This is a genomic window from Pseudomonas bharatica CSV86 (assembly GCF_000319305.2).
Lineage (GTDB): Bacteria > Pseudomonadota > Gammaproteobacteria > Pseudomonadales > Pseudomonadaceae > Aquipseudomonas > Aquipseudomonas bharatica.
Map to the genome: position 1 here is coordinate 488,542 of NZ_AMWJ02000002.1, position 18,399 is coordinate 506,940.

The 18,399-nt window shown below is 64.9% G+C and carries 18 protein-coding genes and 2 pseudogenes; 3 read left to right on the plus strand and 17 right to left on the minus strand.

Annotated features, from left to right (window positions below):
• Positions 1–6 precede the first annotated feature (6 nt).
• From ccmE to ccmA, 5 genes are read right to left on the minus strand one after another with little or no spacing between them, the layout of a single operon-like run.
• Entirely contained in the window at positions 7–459 is a 453-nt protein-coding gene (gene ccmE, locus CSV86_RS15875; RefSeq protein WP_009399924.1) for a cytochrome c maturation protein CcmE, read from the minus strand.
• On the minus strand, positions 456–632 hold the full coding sequence (gene ccmD / locus CSV86_RS15880; RefSeq protein ID WP_009399925.1) for a heme exporter protein CcmD: 177 nt from the start codon (positions 630–632) through the stop codon (positions 456–458). Before ccmD ends, ccmE begins: the two co-directional genes overlap by 4 nt.
• A complete protein-coding gene (locus CSV86_RS15885; protein ID WP_009399926.1) occupies positions 629–1,399 on the minus strand; it encodes a heme ABC transporter permease in 771 nt (256 codons plus the stop codon). Before CSV86_RS15885 ends, ccmD begins: the two co-directional genes overlap by 4 nt.
• Before the next feature lie 43 nt (positions 1,400–1,442).
• Complete coding sequence (gene ccmB / locus CSV86_RS15890; protein ID WP_009399927.1) at positions 1,443–2,111, minus strand: heme exporter protein CcmB; 669 nt, start codon at positions 2,109–2,111, stop codon at positions 1,443–1,445.
• Positions 2,108–2,740, minus strand: coding sequence for a cytochrome c biogenesis heme-transporting ATPase CcmA (ccmA, locus tag CSV86_RS15895; protein ID WP_009399934.1), 633 nt, complete (start codon positions 2,738–2,740; stop codon positions 2,108–2,110). Before ccmA ends, ccmB begins: the two co-directional genes overlap by 4 nt.
• 188 nt (positions 2,741–2,928) lie before the next feature.
• On the opposite strand from ccmA, the pseudogene fliK reads away from it, so the two are divergent.
• The 3 genes and pseudogenes from fliK (at position 2,929) to CSV86_RS15910 (ending at position 7,622) form a co-directional block, all read left to right on the plus strand.
• Positions 2,929–4,496 (plus strand): annotated as a pseudogene (fliK, locus tag CSV86_RS15900) (flagellar hook-length control protein FliK).
• Positions 4,493–4,828 carry an EscU/YscU/HrcU family type III secretion system export apparatus switch protein gene (locus tag CSV86_RS15905; RefSeq protein ID WP_009399939.1) on the plus strand — a complete coding sequence of 112 codons (336 nt, stop codon included), beginning with the start codon at positions 4,493–4,495 and terminating at the stop codon, positions 4,826–4,828. The pseudogene fliK and the gene CSV86_RS15905 overlap by 4 nt, the downstream one beginning before the upstream one ends.
• Positions 4,829–4,922: 94 nt before the next feature.
• Complete coding sequence (locus CSV86_RS15910; RefSeq protein WP_009399941.1) at positions 4,923–7,622, plus strand: dermonecrotic toxin domain-containing protein; 2,700 nt, start codon at positions 4,923–4,925, stop codon at positions 7,620–7,622.
• A 137-nt stretch (positions 7,623–7,759) separates the two neighbouring features.
• On the opposite strand, the gene CSV86_RS15915 is transcribed toward CSV86_RS15910, so the two are convergent.
• The 12 genes and pseudogenes from CSV86_RS15915 to fleN form a co-directional block, all read right to left on the minus strand.
• Positions 7,760–8,152 carry a DUF2802 domain-containing protein gene (locus tag CSV86_RS15915; protein ID WP_009399943.1) on the minus strand — a complete coding sequence of 131 codons (393 nt, stop codon included), beginning with the start codon at positions 8,150–8,152 and terminating at the stop codon, positions 7,760–7,762.
• A gap of 1 nt (position 8,153) precedes the next feature.
• Entirely contained in the window at positions 8,154–8,633 is a 480-nt protein-coding gene (locus CSV86_RS15920; RefSeq protein ID WP_009399945.1) for a chemotaxis protein CheW, read from the minus strand.
• Positions 8,634–8,698: 65 nt separating this feature from the next.
• Positions 8,699–9,595, minus strand: coding sequence for a CheW domain-containing protein (locus CSV86_RS15925; protein WP_009399947.1), 897 nt, complete (start codon positions 9,593–9,595; stop codon positions 8,699–8,701).
• On the minus strand, positions 9,595–10,386 hold the full coding sequence (locus CSV86_RS15930) for a ParA family protein (protein ID WP_009399949.1): 792 nt from the start codon (positions 10,384–10,386) through the stop codon (positions 9,595–9,597). Before CSV86_RS15930 ends, CSV86_RS15925 begins: the two co-directional genes overlap by 1 nt.
• 42 nt (positions 10,387–10,428) lie before the next feature.
• Positions 10,429–11,319 carry a flagellar motor protein MotD gene (gene motD / locus CSV86_RS15935; protein WP_009399951.1) on the minus strand — a complete coding sequence of 297 codons (891 nt, stop codon included), beginning with the start codon at positions 11,317–11,319 and terminating at the stop codon, positions 10,429–10,431.
• 2 nt (positions 11,320–11,321) lie between these two features.
• Positions 11,322–12,062, minus strand: coding sequence for a flagellar motor protein (locus CSV86_RS15940; protein WP_009399953.1), 741 nt, complete (start codon positions 12,060–12,062; stop codon positions 11,322–11,324).
• A complete protein-coding gene (locus CSV86_RS15945; RefSeq protein ID WP_009399955.1) occupies positions 12,062–13,186 on the minus strand; it encodes a protein-glutamate methylesterase/protein-glutamine glutaminase in 1,125 nt (374 codons plus the stop codon). The genes CSV86_RS15940 and CSV86_RS15945 overlap by 1 nt, the downstream gene beginning before the upstream one ends.
• A gap of 45 nt (positions 13,187–13,231) precedes the next feature.
• The gene (locus tag CSV86_RS15950) at positions 13,232–15,454 is read right to left on the minus strand and encodes a chemotaxis protein CheA (RefSeq protein WP_009399957.1); all 2,223 of its coding nucleotides are present in this window, start codon (positions 15,452–15,454) and stop codon (positions 13,232–13,234) included.
• Between the two features lie 12 nt (positions 15,455–15,466).
• On the minus strand, positions 15,467–16,255 hold the full coding sequence (locus tag CSV86_RS15955) for a protein phosphatase CheZ (RefSeq protein WP_009399959.1): 789 nt from the start codon (positions 16,253–16,255) through the stop codon (positions 15,467–15,469).
• An 18-nt stretch (positions 16,256–16,273) separates the two neighbouring features.
• Positions 16,274–16,648, minus strand: coding sequence for a chemotaxis response regulator CheY (locus CSV86_RS15960; protein WP_085982845.1), 375 nt, complete (start codon positions 16,646–16,648; stop codon positions 16,274–16,276).
• 71 nt (positions 16,649–16,719) lie between these two features.
• Positions 16,720–17,493, minus strand: a complete 774-nt coding sequence (fliA, locus tag CSV86_RS15965) for an RNA polymerase sigma factor FliA (RefSeq protein ID WP_170394870.1) — start codon at positions 17,491–17,493, stop codon at positions 16,720–16,722.
• A pseudogene (gene fleN / locus CSV86_RS15970) lies at positions 17,490–18,322 on the minus strand (flagellar synthesis regulator FleN). Before fleN ends, fliA begins: the two are co-directional and overlap by 4 nt.
• Positions 18,323–18,399: the final 77 nt, after the last annotated feature.

Here is an 18,399-nt window from a genome sequence, read left to right on the forward strand (position 1 = left end):
CGGCATTCATTGGGCGGGCGCTCCGTTGGCGGCCTGGCCGCTTTCCTTCAGGGCCTTGGTGACCTCCGGCGGCATGTACTTCTCGTCGTGCTTGGCCAGCACTTCATCGGCCACCACCACGCCCTCGCCATTGAGCTTGCCCAGGGCGACGATGCCCTGGCCTTCGCGGAACAGGTCGGGAAGGATGCCGCGGTAGGTGATCGGCACCGACTTGTTGAAGTCGGTGACCACGAAGCGCACGTCCAGCGAGTCGCTGGAACGCTGCACCGAGCCCTTCTCGACCATGCCGCCGGCGCGGATGCGCGTGTCCAGCGGTGCTTCGCCGTTGGCGATCTGGGTCGGGGTGTAGAACAGGTTGATGTTTTCCTGCAATGCACTGAGGGCCAGGCCCACGGCGACACCCAGGCCGGCGAGCAGGCCGAGGATGATGAACAGGCGCTTCTTGCGTTGCGGATTCACTTGGCGTTCTCCCGGCGCAGGCGGCGCGCCTCTGCTTGCAGGTAACGACGGCGCGCCAGCAAGGGCGCGGCGACGTTGATGGCCAGCACCGCCAGGCAGATGCCATAGGCCGACCAGACGTACAGGCCGTGATGGCCCATGGCGAGAAACTCGCCGAAGGATGCGAAGCTCATCGTGCGCCTCCCAAGCTGTTCAGCACTTCTTCCCGGACCCAGCTGGCGCGGGCTTCGCGCTTGAGCACTTCGAGGCGCATGCGCAGCAGCACCACGGCGCCGAAGAAGCAGTAGAAACCCAGCACCGTGAGCAGCAGCGGCAGCCACATCTCCGCCGGCATCGCCGGTTTCTCGGTGAGGGTGAAGGTCGAGCCCTGGTGCAGGGTGTTCCACCATTCCACCGAGTACTTGATGATCGGGATGTTGATCACCCCGACGATGGCCAGCACCGCACAGGCTTTTGCCGCGCTGTCACGATTGCTGATCGCGTGGCCGAGGGCAATGAGACCGAAGTACAGAAAAAGCAGGATGAGCATGGACGTAAGGCGGGCATCCCAGACCCACCAGCTGCCCCAGGTCGGCTTGCCCCAGATGGCCCCGGTGAGCAGCGCCAGCGCGGTCATCCAGGCGCCGATGGGCGCGGCGCTCTGCAGGGCGACATCGGCGATCTTCATCTTCCACACCAGGCCGACCACGCCGCACACCGCCAGCATCACGTAGCAGGACTGGGCCAGCATGGCCGCCGGCACATGGATGTAGATGATCCGGAAGCTGTTGCCCTGCTGGTAGTCCTGCGGGGCGAAGGCCAGGCCCCAGACCACGCCGGTGCCGATCAGCAACACCGCGGCGACCGCCAGCCAGGGCAGCATGCGCCCGCTGATGGCATAGAACCATTTGGGGGAACCGAGCTTGTGAAACCATGTCCAGCTTATTGCGCTGCTTTTCATCACGGTACATCCAGGGTCTTTGCTGGGCGTGGCCCAGACCTCGTTATTCGCCGACGCTGATCTTCAGGCCGGCGGCTATCGCGAAAGGTGCAAGGGTGACTGCCAGGGCGGCCAGACTGCCAAGCCAGAGCAGGTATCCGGTTGCGGGCATAGCTTGCACTGCTGCTTGTAAGGCGCCACTGCCCAGGATCAATACCGGGATATATAACGGCAGAATCAGCAGCGCCAGAAGCAGACCACCACGTTTCAAACCAACGGTGAGCGCCGCTCCGACGGCACCCAGCAGGCTCAGCACCGGGGTACCGAGCAAGAGCGATGCCAGCAGGACCGGCAGGCATTCCACTGGCAATCCGAGCATCACCGCCAGCAGCGGCGACAACAATACCAGCGCCAGCCCGGAAAAAATCCAGTGTGCCAGCACCTTGGCCAGCACCAGAAGCGGCAGCGGGTGCGGCGAAAGGACCCACTGTTCCAGGGATCCATCCTCGAAATCGCTGCGAAACAGCCCGTCCAGCGAGAGCAAGACCGACAAAAGCGCGGCCACCCAGACTAACCCTGGAGACAAGATTTGCAACAATTGTGTCTCAGGACCGACCGCAAGTGGGAACAATGCGATGACGATCGCGAAGAACACCAGCGGATTGGCCAGTTCTGCCGGACGTCGGCAGAGCAGACGCGCCTCACGGCGCAACAACAGGACAAATACACTCATGCGGCCCACTGCCCCAGGTTGATATCGCGATAACCGGAGGGCGTGCGCTCCAGCGTGTGGTGGGTGGTCAGCACGACCATGCCGCCCTGCTCGCAATGCCGGGCCAGGTGCGCTTCGAGCTGGGCAACACCCTGCCTGTCGAGGGCGGTGAAGGGTTCGTCGAGGATCCACAGCGGCGGGCTGTCCAGGTACAGCCGGGCCAGGGCCACGCGGCGCTGCTGGCCGGCCGACAGGGTATGGCAGGGCACGTCCTCGAAACCGCGCAGGCCGACGGCTTCCAGCGCGCGCCAGATCGCTTCGCGGGAGGCCGGACGGTGCAGGGCGCAGAGCCAGGTGAGGTTTTCCTCGGGGGTGAGCAGGTCCTTGATCCCGGCGGCATGGCCGATCCACACCAGGCTGCGGGCCAGTTCGGCGCCCTGCTCCGCCAGCGGCTTGCCGTTGAGCAGGACCTGACCCTGGGTCGGCTGCATCAGACCGGCCAGCAGGCGTAGCAGGCTGGTCTTGCCGCTGCCGTTGGGACCGCTGATCTGCAGCATGTCGCCGGCTGTCACCTGCAGTTCCAGGTGTTCGAAGAGCATTCGCCAGTCGCGCTCGCAGGCCAGGCCCACGGCTTGGAGATGAGGAGTCACGGATTCGCCTTATTGGTTCGGGGACTGTCTCAAGTCGGTTCGACCCTGGCCGTTATAGAGACAACGAAAACCTGGCCGACCGGTCTGGTCGCGAGCGCCCGGATCCTGCGCTCGCGGGAGAAATCGGGCGGCATTATACATGTCATGTCCTACTGTAAAGAGGGCTATTTGAACAGGTCGCGAAAGCAATGACGGGCGAAATCAACAGCCTTGGCCCGCAGGCGGCGGGCAATCCGCAGGTCCGTGCCGCCGCCCTGAGCGGCGAGATGGTCAAGTTGCTGGATGCGCAGCCGGACCTGCTGGAAAAAGGCGAGACGGCCAAGGGCGAAGTGGTCTCCTTGCGCCAGGTCGGCGAGGAGTTCCAGATGCTCCTGCGCCTGCTGCGCGCCGGTGGCCAGCAGACCCTGGTGCAGACCAGCGCCAGCCAGCCCCTGCCCCTGGGCACCCAGGTCACGGTCACCCAGCCCACTGCCGCCCAGCTGAATCTCGCCGTGCAGCAAGCCGCCGCCAACAACGTCACCACCCTGACCAGCCTCGATACCCGGCAATTGCCGGTGGGCACCCTGCTGCAGGGCAAGGTACTGACTACCCAGTTGCAGGCGCAGGCCGGCAACCTGCCGCCGGTGTACCGGTCGCTGGTGACCTTGCTCAACACCCTGCAGGCCGGCGCCACCCTGAGCATCGAATCGCCACGCCCGCTGCCGCTGGGCAGCCTGCTCAGTGCCAGGGTGCTGGCCGAGCAGCAGATCCGCTTCGTTCCACTCAGCGGCCGTCAGGACCAGATGGCCATCGCCCAGAATCTCAGCGTCCAGCAGAACCGCCAGGCCTCCCTGCAAAACCTGCTCGGAGCGATGCAGCGCATCGCCAGCGACGACGGCCAGCCAGCGGAAATACGCGCCAGCATCGACAAGCTGCTGGCGAGCCTGCCGGATATCCGCCAGTTCGGCGACGCGCGCCAGGTTGCACAGGCCCTGGGCAACAGTGGCACCTTCCTCGAAGCACGCCTGCTCAATGGTGCTACCAGCGAGCTGGCGCCGGACATCAAGGCCCAGGTGGTGCGCCTGATCGCCCAGTTGCTGCCCAATGTGCCCGGTGGCACCCCGCTTTCCCCGACGCTGCAGGCCAGCCTGGCCCAGGCCCTGCCGGGGATGGTCCGCAGCTACCTCGGGGCCCTGGGCCAGGTTGCGCCCAGGCCGCATCCAACGGGCTTCCCCTGCCCACCCGCCTGTTGCAGAACCTGGAGCAGGAAGGTGACCTGCAACACTTGCTGCGCCTGGCGGCGGCAGCGATATCCCGGTTGCAGAGCCATCAACTGGCCAGTCTCGAGCAGACCGGCAACACCCCCGACGGCAACCTGCAAACCACCTGGCAACTGGAAATCCCCCTGCGCACCGGGCCGGAGTTCATGCCGGTGCAGGTCAAGGTGCAGCGCGAGGAAACCCCGGAACAGCAGGCCGACCCGGAACGCGAGCGGCGCGACCCGCTGGAAATGCTCTGGCGCGTGGACCTGGCCTTCGACCTGCATCCGCTGGGGCCGCTGCAGGTGCAGGCGCAGATCGTCCGCGGCAGCCTGTCCAGCCAGCTTTGGGCGCAGCGCCCGGAAACTGCCGAGCTGATCGGTCGCGAGCTCGACGACTTGCGCGCCCGCCTGGTCGCCCGCGGGGTGAACGTCGGCGAGTTGCATTGCCACCAGGGCGTACCACCGCAAGGGCCGAGAACCCATGTTGAACAACGCTGGGTGGATGAAAACGCATGAGCAAACGACCACCGCGCCAGGCCATCGCCCTCAGCTACGACGGCGCCCAGGCCCCGACCCTCACCGCCAAGGGCGACGACGAGCTGGCCGAAGCCATCCTCGCCCTCGCCCGCGAGCATGAAGTGCCGATCTACGAGAATGCCGAGCTGGTGCGGCTGCTGGCCCGCATGGAATTGGGGGACAGCATTCCCGAGGCGCTGTACCTGACGATTGCCGAGATCATCGCCTTTGCCTGGCAACTGAAAGGCAAGGTGCCGGTGGGGTTTCAGGATGAGCCGCTTGGGGAGCGAGATATCACGCCAGAACCGAAAAGCTTGCCCAGGCCGGAATGACGAGGCACGAAAGAGCGACAAATAACTAACACTATTAGCAACTTGCAAAAATCTACCTTGGGCTCCTCAACCGCCAACACAAAGGTAGATCCCCATGCGCCACCCGCAGATCAACCGCCAGGGCCAGCTGTTCGCCCGCGAGCACTTCACCCACTTCCCGCGCCCCGACCGGGCTGCCGCTGATGCCCTCAAGCAATGGGCAGCCGAGCGCGGCCTTGATATCGACCCCGAACAGCTCGACCTGGTCACCCTGCACTGCCAATGGTCGTCCAGCCATGGCTGGCAAGGCGTGGTGGTGCAGAAGCTGAGCCTGATCGAAGCCATGCTCGGCAACTGGCAGGGCGAGTCGGCCAACGACTGGCTTGGCAGCTTGATCCACCAGCCCTGGGCCGGGCAGTTGCCCGGGCAGATCACCCTGGTCGAGGCCCTGCGCCCTGCAGCCTACCTGGTGTACAACGGCCTGTTCCGCCGCAGCGAACCACAGCAATACGGCCTGCAAACCCGTGTCGAGGTTTCCATCGAAGCCTTGCAGGGCTTTATCTGGAACCTGGATTTCCACCACACCTACCGCACGCAGCTCGAACGCTATTGGGTGTCCTCTCGGGCCGGCCATCGCAGCCTCGCCAGGATGGCGTTCATTAGCGCCTGCAACCAGCAGGTGATCGAGGGCTCGCTGGACGAGCCGGCCCGACGCCTGGCCTGGCAGGCGGCCGGCCTGCTACCCCGCCAACCCGGTTTCCAGGCACGACCGTTGAACATCTACGGCTATACCGCGATAGACCTGATCTGCATGCGAGACGGCCAGTCGCCCTGGGTCGTGCTCTACGTTCCAGGCAATGCCTCACCCTTGCACGGCTTCGCCGACGAGGGCCGGATGAAGGACTGGCTTGCGCAGCAATGTCGCTCGGCGCCGATCCGCGACAGCCTGGCCCGGCATTTCGCCCTTGCCGACCTGCCCGACGGCCTCGACTTCAGCGGTCTGCGCACCGCCCTGGAAGGCCTTGCGGCCTATCCCGCGATCCACCGCCTGCCGCCCAACCGTCCGGGCTTCACCACCGGCGGGCGCTGGGACCCTGCCGAGTACATCAACTACCGCCCCGACCGCTACAGCCCGCCGCTCGGCGACGACCTGTTCGAGGCCCTGACCGAACGCCAACGCCTGCGCACCCTCGCCGACGCGGACACGCTCATCACCACGCAGGACGATGTGCGCAAGACGCAATGGCGCGACTACCTGGTCTGCGCCACCAACATACTGGCACCGCTGGTGCTCGTCGTACCGGAACTGGGCCTGCTCGTTGCCTCCACCAGCCTGGCGCAGTTCGGCCTGGCCCTGGATCGTGTGGTGAAAGGCAAGACCCTCGACGAGCAGGCCGACAGCGTCGGAGTCGCTACCTACGGCTTGCTCAATGCCCAGCCACTGCTGGTCGATGGCGCGAGCCGGGCTACGGCCCTGTTCCGCCTGCATGCACCGGAGTTCGTGGTGCCCGGGCGCTTCAACGGGCGCCTGGGCTATCGCCTGAGCCCGCTGGAGCCGCCACGGCTGCCGGACGACCCGGTGCTGGACTATTTCCATGTCCCGAAAGACATCGCCCCGCTCGATGACGGCCATGTCGCCACTGCCGCCGCGGTGATCCGCACTCCACGCTACGATGGCAACCCGGATCTGCTACGGGCCAGCGTCGACGGCTACCTCACCGATGTGGTCTACGACCTGGAGAGCGATGCGTTCTTCCGCGCCAGCGACCTCAATGAAATCGAGCCGCAGGCCTATGTCGCCCGCCAGGGCAGCCGCGCGCTGGTTCGCGCACCGGAGGGACGGCTGATCGACCATTCGACGCGTACGTCCAGCCTGCGCGCATTGGGCGTCGACCTGCCGCTACCGGTGGAGATTCCCACGCCATTACCCCAGGCCAGCCTGCGCGAAATCCCGAAGCATGCCATGAGCGTCTGGCTCGGCCACAAGACCCTCAGCGAAGAACTGCTGGCCAATATCGCCAACAATGCCGAGCGCCTGGACGAGGCCGGCTACACCTACCGCTTCTACCTGTCGCGCACCTGGCCGGAGGCATTCGAGCAGAACCTGCGCCTGCTCAAGCAACGCGCGCCGACGCTGACCGTGCTGCCGCTGGAAGACCAGGCCGTCTATGAGTCCTTCACCCGCACCGAGGTCTACGATCAGTACCAGGCGGCAGTCGATGGCAATGGTGGCCGCGCGCGAAACTACTCGGCGGCCTCGGATGTGCTGCGCTACCACTTGCTCTATCACGAGGGCGGCCTGTACATGGACGTGGATGACACATTGCTCAAGGCGACTGCGCACAACCCAGCGCTGCGCGAGCTGCCGCTGAAGACCAGCGCCGACGGGCTGCTCCTGCACCCACCGGTTTCCAACGAGCTGTTGGGGATGAACGTGGAATTCAACGGCAGCATGATCGGCAGTCACCCGGGCAATCCGGTATTGCTGGAGATCAGCAAGGAACTGCGCCAGCGCTACCTGGCCAATCCGGATTTCTTCAACAGCCGGCCGGACCGCGCCCTAGACCCGAAGGCCTTCCAGGCCTACAGCGCGACCCTGAACCGCCTGTGCGGGCCCGGCATGCTGACCGACGTAGCCACACGCCACCTGCCGGCCTTGCGCACGCTGCGGGAGATCAACAACTTCCTGGTAATGCCCAATTTCAATGCCACGCCGTTCATCGATCTAGCGGCGTATGAGGCAGCAGTGCGCGAGTACCTGCCGCTGAGCCGCATTGCGCGGATCGGCAGTGCCAATAGCTGGGTGAGCACCTGAGGCTTTGTGTGATGCTTTCGGGCCTCATCGCTGGCAAGCCAGCTCCCACAGGTTCAGCGGTGCACGCAATCCCTGTGGGAGCTGCGGTTCGGCGCTCCGACTTGCCAGCGATGAGGCCCTGGAGGCCACTACAAGACTCAGTTCTTGTGCAACTTCCTCATCAACTCCGCCTCTGCCTGGGTCAGGCCGCAGGTCTGGGTCAGTTCATCGACGCTGGCGCCCATCCCCACCAGCCGCGCCGCCTGGGCGAACGACAGGCTGTTGGGGTCGCGCTGCTCGAGTTGCAGCAGTTTCTCCGGCAGCGGCGAAACCGTCGCGCGCAGCTCGTGCAGGGCATCGCCCATCGACACCGACAGGTTCTGGTAATCGTCCAGGCGCTTGTTCAGGTCCTTGATGCGCTGGTCGCGCAGCGCATCACCCTGGGCCTGTTGCGCGACGATCTCGCGCTGGCGCTTGCTGTAGCTGACGAACAGCCAGGCACTGGCGGCCCAGAGCACCGCCAGGAATACGACCGCTACCTCCAGGATCAACTCAGATGTTCTCCAGCTCGGACCATTCTTCCTCGGTCATCATCTTGTCCAGTTCGACCAGGATCAGCAGTTCGCCGTTCTTGTTGCACACGCCCTGGATGAACTTGGCCGACTCCTCGTTGCCGACGTTCGGCGCGGTCTCGACCTCGGACTGGCGCAGGTAGACCACTTCGGCCACGCTATCGACCAGGATGCCCACCACCTGCTTGTCCGCCTCGATGATGACGATGCGGGTGTTGTCGGTGATATCGCTCGGCACCAGGCCGAAACGCTGGCGGGTGTCGATCACGGTGACCACGTTGCCGCGCAGGTTGATGATGCCCAGCACGTAGCTCGGCGCGCCCGGGACCGGAGCGATCTCGGTGTAGCGCAGCACTTCCTGGACCTGCATCACGTTGATGCCGTAGGACTCGTTGTCCAGGCGGAAGGTAACCCACTGCAGGATCGGATCTTCGGAACCTTGTCCAGACGTCTTTTTCATTCCCCTAACCCTCAAGAACCGCCGTTGGCGGAGTGCTCAGTGCGACCGCGCCGATGCGCGACCGATCATTTGTTTCCCAGTTGCATGTTGCGGACCGCGCCGCTGGCGATCAGCTCGGCCAGCTCGGCGACATCCAGCAACGCACACATGTGTTCGATGACGGTGCCCGCCAGCCATGGCCGCAGGCCACGCTGGGAGCGCCACTTGATCTCGCTCGGGTCCAGGCGCAGCGAGCGGCTGACCTGGTGCACCGCCAGCCCCCATTCGTAGCCCTGGACCGAAATCACGTATTGCAGGCCGTCGCGCAGATCGTCGCGGTAGCGCTCGGGCATGACCCAGCGCGCCGTATCCAGTACCTTCAGGTTGCCGGCCTGGCTCGGCAGGATCCCGAGGAACCATTCCGGCTGGCCGAACAGCGGCGTCAGTTCCTGGCCGGCCAGCGGGTAGATCGAACCCAGGCAGACCAGCGGCACCGCCAGGGTCAGCCCGGCGACGTCGAACAGCAGGCATTCGAATGGCTCGGCGGCCCACTGCGGACGGCCATCGATGGTTTTCGGCGGCGGTGGCGGTGCTGGCAGGTGTACTTCTACCAGCGGCTCGACCGGCTGCGCCGTCTCGACCCTGGCCTCGACCTTCTGCACCAGCGGCTCGGCCAGGATCACGGGCGCCACAGGAACAGGAACGACAGCAACGGCAGGAACGGCAGGAACGGCAGGAACCGCGACGGCTTCGCGGCGGGCATCACGAGCCTGCTCTTCCAGTACCGCGGCCTGGAACTCATCCAGGACTTCACTGCTGGCAGGCGCCTCGACCGGCGCAGGCACGACCGGAGCCATGACCACCGGGGCCGGTGCAGCCACCGTCTCCACCACAATGTCTTCGGTGGCCTCCTGCAACAGTCCGTCGAGATAGGACTGCAGGGCCAGTTGCGGCTTGGTCGCCAGGGGTTGCGGACGATTCATCACGCCACCTGCGCCACGGCTTTCTGCTGGGTCAGCAGGTGCTTGAGCAAGGCCCGGTAGGCCACCACGCCACGGCTCTTGGCATCGTATTGCGACGGGGTGACGCCGGCCCGGCTGGCATCGCGCAGGCGGGTATCGACCGGGATATAGCCCTGCCAGATGTTTTCCGGGTAAGCGTCGCGCAGCACCTTGAGGGTGCCCATGGACGCCTGGGTGCGGCGATCGAACAGGGTCGGCACGATGTGGTACGGCAGCGCCTGGCGGCGCGAGCGGTTGACCATGGCCAGGGTGCTGACCATCCGCTCCAGGCCCTTGACCGCCAGGTATTCGGTCTGCACCGGGATCACCAGTTGCTGGCTGGCGGCCAGGGCGTTGACCATCAGCACGCCGAGCAGCGGCGGGCTGTCGATGATGGCGTAGTCGAAGTCCTGCCAGAGCTGCGCCAGACTCTTGGCGATCACCAGGCCCAGGCCGTTCTGCCCGGGCGACTGGCGCTCGAGCACGGCCAGCGCGGTGCTGGAGGGCAGCAGGGAAATCTTTTCATTGCTGGTGGGCAACAGCAGCTGGCCCGGCAGGCCGTCGGGCACCGTACCCTTGTGCTGGAACAGGTCGAAGCTGCTGTGTTCCAGGGTGTCGGGGTTATGGCCGAAATAGCTGGTCATCGACCCGTGGGGGTCGAGATCGACGACGACCACACGCCGGCCGGCGTCGGCTAGCAGGCCCGCCAGGGCGATGGAGGTGGTGGTCTTGCCGACCCCACCTTTTTGATTGGCTACTGCCCAGACTCTCATGCGCTGCTTCCTCCCGGTCAGACCGTGGCCAGCCGGGATCGATTAAAAGGTCGACGACGACGGGGTTTTGACGCTGTTGTTACCCGACGTCGGTGATACCGCTGGCGGTGCAGTTTGTGTGCCAGCACGCCTCAGTGCCGCATCCGGCTGCGCGTTGGCAGTGCCGGTTCCGGTCAGGCTGCGGCGCACGTCCAGGTTGCGCGAAATCACCAGGACGACCCGGCGGTTCTTCGCCCGGCCATCGGCGGTGGTGTTGCTGGCGATCGGCTGGAACTCGCCGTAGCCCACCGACGCCAGGCGCGCCGGGTTCACCCCTTCCATGGCCAGCAGGCGGACAATGCTCGCCGCCCGCGCCGAGGACAGCTCCCAGTTGGTCGGGTACTGCGCCGTGCGGATCGGCTGGTCGTCGGTGAAGCCCTCGACATGCACCGGATTGGCGAAGGGCTTGATGATGTTCGCCACCTTCTCGATCAGGTTGAACGCGATATCGCTGGGCATCGCGTCGCCGCTGCCGAACAGCAGCGAGGAATTGAGCTCGATCTCGATCCACAGCTCGTTGCCGCGCACCGTCATCTGGTCGCTCTTGATCAGATCGCCGAAGGCTTCCATCACCTGGTCGGTAATGGTCTTGAGCGGATCGGCACTGGACTGGGCCAGGCCGGCGTCAGTCTGCTCGCTGTCCTGCACCAGCGGCTGCGCCGGGCGGGTGCTGAGCGGGCGCTCCTCGCCGATGGGGATCGGCCGGGTGCTGCGCTCGGACTCGCTGAACACCCCGATCAGGGCCTGGGACATGATCTTGTACTTGCCCTCGTTGATCGAGGAAATCGAGTACATCACCACGAAAAAGGCGAACAGCAGGGTGATGAAGTCCGCGTAGGACACCAGCCAGCGTTCGTGATTCTCGTGTTCCTCGACCTTGCGACGACGGGCCATGCCTACTCCATGAAGCCTTGCAGCTTCAGTTCGATCGAGCGCGGGTTCTCGCCCTCGGCGATGGACAACAGCCCTTCCAGGAGCATTTCCCGGTAGCGCGACTGGCGCATCACCTGTGCCTTGAGCTTGTTGGCTACCGGCAACAGGATCAGGTTGGCACTGGCCACGCCGTAGATGGTGGCGACGAACGCCACGGCGATGCCGTTACCCAGTTGCGAAGGATCGGCCAGGTTGCCCATCACGTGGATCAGGCCCATCACCGCACCGATGATGCCGATGGTCGGCGCGTAGCCGCCCATGCTTTCAAAGACCTTGGCGGCCTGGATATCCCGGGCTTCCTGGGTCAGGAAATCGACCTCGAGGATGCTGCGGATGGCTTCCGGCTCGGAGCCGTCGACCAGCAGCTGCAGGCCCTTGCGCGCGTATGGGTCGGGTTCGGCATCGGCCACGCCCTCCAGGCCCAGCAGGCCTTCCTTGCGCGCGGTAAGGCTCCAGTTGACCACCCGGTCGATGCCGCCGGCCAGATCGACCCGCGGCGGGAACAGGATCCAGCCGAAGATCTGCAGGGCGCGCTTGAATGAACTCAGCGGCGATTGCAGCAATGCCGCCGCCAGTGTGCCACCGAGCACGATCAGGGCCGCCGGGCCGTTGATCAGCGCGCCGACGTGACCACCTTCGATCAGGTTGCCACCGATGATCGCGACGAACGCGAGGATGATGCCGAGCAGGCTGAGTACATCCATCAGACGCAAGCCTCGACCAGGTGGCGGCCAATGTCATCGAGTCCGTAGACCGCGTCGGCCAGGTTGGCCTTGACGATCGCCATGGGCATGCCATAGATCACGCAGCTCGCTTCATCCTGGGCCCAGACCTGGCTGCCGCCCTGCTTGAGCAGGCGCGCGCCTTCACGACCATCGGCCCCCATGCCGGTGAGCACCACGGCCAGCACCTTGTCGCCGAAGGACTTGGCCGCCGAACCGAAGGTGATGTCCACGCAGGGCTTGTAGTTCAGACGCTCGTCACCCGGCAGGATCTTCACCATGCCGCGGGCGTCGACCATCATCTGCTTGCCGCCCGGGGCCAGCAGGGCCAGGCCGGGGCGCAGCATGTCGCCGTCCTCGGCTTCCTTGACGCTGATCTTGCACAGCTTGTCGAGGCGCTCGGCGAACGCTTTGGTGAACGCCGCCGGCATGTGCTGGATCAGCACGATGGGCGCGGGGAAGCCGGCCGGCAACTGGGTCAGGACCCGCTGCAGGGCCACCGGACCACCGGTGGAAGTACCGATGGCGAGCAGTTTGTAGGCCTTGCGCTTGGGCGCAGGCGAGTGGCTTGCAACTGGCGCAGGCGCCGCAGCGGTGGTGCGCCCGGGCAGCGAGGATGGCGCGCGGGCCGTGCCGAGTGACGCAACCGGGCTCGACGAGGTACTGCTCACCGCGGGCAACGGGCTGGAGTAGCTGCTGAAGCGCCGGTTGCTGCGGGAGATGGTATGGACCTTCTCGCACAGCAGTTGCTTGACCTTGTCCGGGTTGCGCGAGATGTCCTCGAAGTTCTTTGGCAGATAGTCCACCGCGCCGGCATCCAGGGCGTCCAGAGTGACCCGGGCGCCTTCGTGGGTGAGCGAGGAGAACATCAGCACCGGCGTCGGGCAGCGCTGCATGATGTGGCGGACCGCGGTGATGCCGTCCATGGTCGGCATCTCGTAGTCCATGGTGATGACATCGGGCTTGAGCGCCAGGGCCTGGTCGATCGCTTCCTTGCCGTTGGTGGCGGTACCGACCACCTGGATGGTCGGGTCCGCCGAGAGAATTTCCGAGACACGGCGGCGGAAGAAACCGGAATCATCCACCACCAGGACCTTGACTGACATAAACACTCCATTAGACGGCGCAACCCCGAGGCCGCGCCGTCGGGATCAGATTCGCCGCGCGGCGTAACGCTTGAGCATGCTCGGCACGTCGAGGATCAGCGCGATGCGCCCGTCACCGGTAATGGTGGCGCCCGACATGCCCGGGGTGCCCTGGAGCATCTTGCCCAGCGGCTTGATGACCACCTCTTCCTGGCCCACCAGCTGATCGACGACGAAGCCGATGCGCTGGGTGCCGACCGAAAGGATCACCACGTGGCCTTCATGCTGCTCTTCATGGGCGGCAGAACTGACCAGCCAGCGCTTGAGGTAGAACAACGGCAGCGCCTTGTCGCGCACGATCACCACTTCCTGCCCGTCCACCACGTTGGTGCGCGACAGGTCGAGGTGGAAGATCTCGTTGACGTTGACCAGCGGGAAGGCGAAAGCCTGGTTGCCCAGCATCACCATCAGGGTCGGCATGATCGCCAGGGTCAATGGCACCTTGATGACGATCTTCGAGCCCTGGCCCTTGGCCGAGTAGATATTGATCGAGCCGTTGAGCTGGGAAATCTTGGTCTTCACCACGTCCATGCCGACGCCGCGGCCGGACACATCGGAAATCTCGGTCTTGGTCGAGAAGCCCGGGGCGAAGATCAGGTTGTAGCAGTCCGACTCGCTCAGGCGGTCGGCGGCGTCCTTGTCCATCAGGCCTTTTTCCACGGCCTTGGCACGCAGCACCGCCGGGTCCATGCCCTTGCCGTCGTCGGAAATCGACAGAAGGATGTGATCGCCCTCCTGCTCTGCCGCCAGCACCACCTTGCCACCGCGCGACTTGCCTGCCGCTTCGCGTTCTTCCGGGGTTTCCACGCCGTGGTCGACGGCATTGCGCACCAGGTGGACCAGCGGGTCGGCCAGGGCCTCGACCAGGTTCTTGTCGAGGTCGGTTTCCTCGCCCACCAGTTCCAGGTTGATCTCTTTCTTCAGTTGCCGGGCCAGGTCGCGAACCAGGCGCGGGAAGCGCCCGAAGACCTTCTTGATCGGCTGCATGCGGGTCTTCATGACCGCGGTCTGCAGGTCGGCAGTGACCACGTCGAGGTTGGACACGGCCTTGGACATGGCCTCGTCGCCGCTGTTCAGGCCCAGGCGGACCAGGCGGTTACGCACCAGCACCAGTTCGCCCACCATGTTCATGATCTCGTCCAGGCGGGCGGTATCGACGCGCACGGTGGTTTCCGCTTCGCTGGCCGGCGGATGCTTGTCGCCAGCGGCAGCGGCTGGCGCGGCGGCCTGGCGGGCAGGCGCGGCCGCGGCCGGCTTGGCCGCTGGAGCAGGACGTGCGGCCGGCTTGGCGACTGCAGCGGCCGGCGCAGCGGCGGCAGCCGGTGCAGCGGTGGCGGCAGCGCCCACGGCATCGGCGGCGAACTTGCCCTTGCCGTGCAGTTGATCGAGCAGCGCTTCGAATTCGTGTTCGGTGATTTCGTCACTGCCTGCGGCAGCAGGCGCCGCTTCGACGGCCGTAGCGGCAGGCGCGGCAGCCGCCACACCGGGCAGCGAATCCACGGCGAAGGAACCCTTGCCATGCAACTGGTCCAGCAGCGCTTCGAACTCGGCATCGGTGATTTCGTCGCTCGGTTCGGCCCCGGCTTCGGCAACCGGCGCAGGCACGCTGGCGCCCTGCAGGTTGTCGGCGGCGAACTGGCCCTTGCCGTGCAACTGGTCGAGCAGGGATTCGAATTCGGCGTCGGTGATTTCGTCGCCGCCGGCCTCGGTCGCCGGTACTTCGTCAGGCATGGCGCCCAGCGAGTCGAGCAACTGCTCGAACTCGCTGTCGGTAATGTCGCCCGACGCCGCCACCGGCTCCGGCTCTGCAACGACCACCGGCGCGGCGGGCTCGGCACCGGCCGGCTCGGCCAGGCGCGCCAGGGCGCCGAGCAGTTCCGGGGTGGCCGGGGTAATGTCGGTACGCTCGCGCACCTGGCCGAACATGCTGTTGACCGTATCCAGGGCTTCCAGGACCACGTCCATCAGTTCGGCATCGACCCGGCGCTCTCCCTTGCGCAAGATGTCGAAAACGTTCTCGGCGATATGGCAGCACTCCACCAGCTCATTGAGCTGGAGGAAGCCGGCGCCCCCTTTTACAGTGTGAAAACCGCGAAAGATCGCATTGAGCAGGTCCGCATCGTCCGGGCGGCTTTCCAGCTCGACCAGTTGCTCGGACAGTTGCTCAAGAATTTCGCCGGCCTCTACCAGGAAATCCTGGAGGATTTCTTCATCGGCGCCGAAGCTCATCAAACGTGCTCCCTAAAAACCCAGGCTGGACAGCAGATCATCGACATCGTCCTGACCGGACACGACATCTTCACGTTTATCGGCATGAATCTGCGGTCCTTCACCCCGAGTCGGATGTTTACTTTCGTCTTTTTCAGCATGCAGCTCACGGCGGTCATGCTCGATACCGGCAAAGCGGTCGACCTGGCTGGCCATCAGCACCAGCTTGAGCAGATTCTTCTCGACTTCGGTGACCAGCGAGGTCACCCGCTTGATCACCTGGCCGGTCAGGTCCTGATAGTCCTGGGCCAGGAGAATGTCGTTGAGGTAGCCACTGACTTTCTGGCTGTCCTCGGCGCTGCGCGCCAGGAACCTGTCGACACGCTGGACCAGCTCACGAAACTCCGAGGCGGCCACTTCCCGGCGCATGAAGCGCTGCCAGTCGGCGTGCAATGCACGGGCCTCGTCCCCCAGGTCGTGGAGCACGGGCGTCCCTTGCTCGACCAGGTCCATGGTGCGGTTCGCCGCCGCCTCGGTGAGCTTGACCACATAGGCCAGGCGCTCGGTGGCGTCGGTGATCTGGGAAATTTCCTCGGCCTGCGGCATGTGCGTGTCGATCTGGAAACTGACGATCGCACTGTGCAGCTCGCGCGTGAGCTTGCCGACTTCCTGGTACAGGCCGCGGTCACGGGTCTGGTTCAGCTGATGGATCAGTTGCACCGCGTCGCCGAACTGGCCTCGTTCGAGGCTCTCGACCAGCTCCTGGGCATGTTTCTTCAGGGTGATTTCGAAATCGCCCAAAGATGATTCTTTATGGTCCATAGCGCCCCCGTTGACGCATCAAGCGTTGACGCGTTCGAAGATCTTTTCGATTTTCTCTTTCAGCACCTGGGCGGTGAAAGGCTTCACGACGTAGCCGTTGACCCCGGCCTGGGCGGCTTCGATGATCTGCTCGCGCTTGGCTTCGGCGGTCACCATCAGTACCGGCAGGTGTTTCAGCTTCTCGTCCTTGCGCACTTCGCGCAGCAGGTCGATACCGGTCATGCCGGGCATGTTCCAGTCGGTGACCAGGAAATCGAAGTTGCCGGAGTGCAGCATGGGCAGTGCGGTAGTACCGTCGTCGGCCTCGTGCGTGTTGGTGAAGCCCAGGTCACGCAGCAGGTTCTTGATGATCCGCCGCATCGTCGAAAAGTCGTCGACGATGAGGATTTTCATTTCTTTGTTCAATTAGACCTCCAAGCAGTCTTTAACGCGCCCAGCGCTGAGCGCGCGTTCAATCATTCCGGCTACCACGTTGTAACGACTGCATCGAACCCGGGTTCAACGCGCCCGCCATTCCCCAACCGGCTGCGCAGGCGGGCCGCGCACTGGCTATGCAACTGGCTGACGCGCGATTCGCTGACCCCCAGGACCTCACCGATTTCCTTGAGGTTCAGCTCTTCGTCGTAGTACAGCGCCAGGACCAGGCGTTCGCGTTCCGGCAGGTTGGCGATGGCATCGGCCAGGGCTGCCTGGAAGCGTTCGTCCTCCAGATCGCGCGAAGGCTCGAGCTGGGCACTGGCGCCGTCCTCGTGCAGCCCTTCATGCTCGCCGTCCTGCAGCAGGTCGTCGAAGCTGAACAGGCGGCTGCCCAAGGTATCGTTCAAAATCCCGTAGTAATCATCGAGACTCAATTGGAGTTCGGCAGCAACCTCGTGATCTTTAGCGTCACGGCCGGTTTTTGCTTCGATTGCCCGAATTGCGTCGCTGACCATGCGGGTATTGCGGTGCACCGAGCGCGGTGCCCAGTCGCCCTTGCGCACTTCATCGAGCATGGCGCCACGGATACGGATGCCGGCGTAGGTCTCGAAACTGGCGCCCTTGCTCGAGTCGTACTTGTTGGCGACTTCGAGCAGGCCGATCATCCCCGCCTGGATCAGGTCTTCCACCTGCACGCTGGCCGGCAGCCGCGCCAGCAGGTGATAGGCGATGCGCTTGACCAGCGGCGCATAGCGCTCGATCAGCTCGTACTGGGCGTCACGCGAGGACTTGCTGTACATCCGGTAGCCGCTGGCGTTCATAACACGGGTCCCGCACTGGTCGGCTGCACCAGACGTTCGACGAAGAATTCCAGGTGGCCGCGCGGGTTGGCCGGCAGCGGCCAGCTATCGACCTTCTGGGCGATCGCCTTGAACGCCAGCGCGCACTTGGAACGCGGGAAGGCTTCGTAGACCGCTCGCTGCTTCTGCACGGCCTTGCGCACGCATTCGTCGTACGGCACAGCACCGACGTATTGTAGGGCGACATCGAGGAAGCGATCCGTGACCTTGGTCAACTTGGCGAACAGGTTGCGCCCTTCCTGGGGGCTCTGCGCCATGTTGGCGAGGACGCGGAAACGGCTCATGCCGTAGTCACGGTTGAGCAGCTTGATCAGCGCGTAGGCGTCGGTGATCGAGGTCGGCTCGTCGCACACCACCAGCAGCACTTCCTGGGCCGCGCGAACGAAACTGACTACCGAGTCACCGATCCCCGCAGCGGTGTCGATCACCAGCACATCGAGGTTGTCGCCGATCTCGCTGAAGGCCTGGATCAGGCCGGCGTGCTGGGCCGGGGCCAGGTGCACCATGCTCTGGGTGCCCGAGGCCGCCGGGACGATGCGTACACCGCCAGGGCCCTGGAGCAGGACGTCGCGCAGCTCGCAACGGCCTTCGATGACGTCGGCCAGGGTGCGCTTGGGGTGAGCCCGAGCAGTACGTCGACATTGGCCAGGCCAAGGTCGGCGTCCAGCAGCATGACGCGACGACCGAGCTCGGCCAGTGCCAGTGACAGATTCACCGACACGTTGGTCTTGCCAACGCCACCTTTGCCGCCGGTCACGGCGATCACCTGTACGGGATGCATGCTACCCATATTTGTTCTTTACCTTGTCTTGCTTAGACCGAGGCCACATGACGGGGCCGCGCTGGCTACAGCCATGACTTGCCACG

Coding starts and splice junctions, on each gene's coding strand:
- CSV86_RS15910 (WP_009399941.1), top strand. CDS start 4,923: ATGCGCCACCCGCAGATCAACCGCCAGGGCCAGCTGTTCGCCCGCGAG.
- ccmD (WP_009399925.1), bottom strand. CDS start 632: ATGAGCTTCGCATCCTTCGGCGAGTTTCTCGCCATGGGCCATCACGGC.
- CSV86_RS15960 (WP_085982845.1), bottom strand. CDS start 16,648: ATGAAAATCCTCATCGTCGACGACTTTTCGACGATGCGGCGGATCATC.
- CSV86_RS15945 (WP_009399955.1), bottom strand. CDS start 13,186: ATGTCAGTCAAGGTCCTGGTGGTGGATGATTCCGGTTTCTTCCGCCGC.
- CSV86_RS15905 (WP_009399939.1), top strand. CDS start 4,493: ATGAGCAAACGACCACCGCGCCAGGCCATCGCCCTCAGCTACGACGGC.
- CSV86_RS15930 (WP_009399949.1), bottom strand. CDS start 10,386: ATGAGAGTCTGGGCAGTAGCCAATCAAAAAGGTGGGGTCGGCAAGACC.
- motD (WP_009399951.1), bottom strand. CDS start 11,319: ATGGCCCGTCGTCGCAAGGTCGAGGAACACGAGAATCACGAACGCTGG.
- CSV86_RS15955 (WP_009399959.1), bottom strand. CDS start 16,255: ATGGACCATAAAGAATCATCTTTGGGCGATTTCGAAATCACCCTGAAG.
- fliA (WP_170394870.1), bottom strand. CDS start 17,493: ATGAACGCCAGCGGCTACCGGATGTACAGCAAGTCCTCGCGTGACGCC.
- CSV86_RS15940 (WP_009399953.1), bottom strand. CDS start 12,062: ATGGATGTACTCAGCCTGCTCGGCATCATCCTCGCGTTCGTCGCGATC.
- CSV86_RS15920 (WP_009399945.1), bottom strand. CDS start 8,633: ATGAAAAAGACGTCTGGACAAGGTTCCGAAGATCCGATCCTGCAGTGG.
- CSV86_RS15950 (WP_009399957.1), bottom strand. CDS start 15,454: ATGAGCTTCGGCGCCGATGAAGAAATCCTCCAGGATTTCCTGGTAGAG.
- CSV86_RS15885 (WP_009399926.1), bottom strand. CDS start 1,399: ATGAAAAGCAGCGCAATAAGCTGGACATGGTTTCACAAGCTCGGTTCC.
- CSV86_RS15925 (WP_009399947.1), bottom strand. CDS start 9,595: ATGAATCGTCCGCAACCCCTGGCGACCAAGCCGCAACTGGCCCTGCAG.
- ccmB (WP_009399927.1), bottom strand. CDS start 2,111: ATGAGTGTATTTGTCCTGTTGTTGCGCCGTGAGGCGCGTCTGCTCTGC.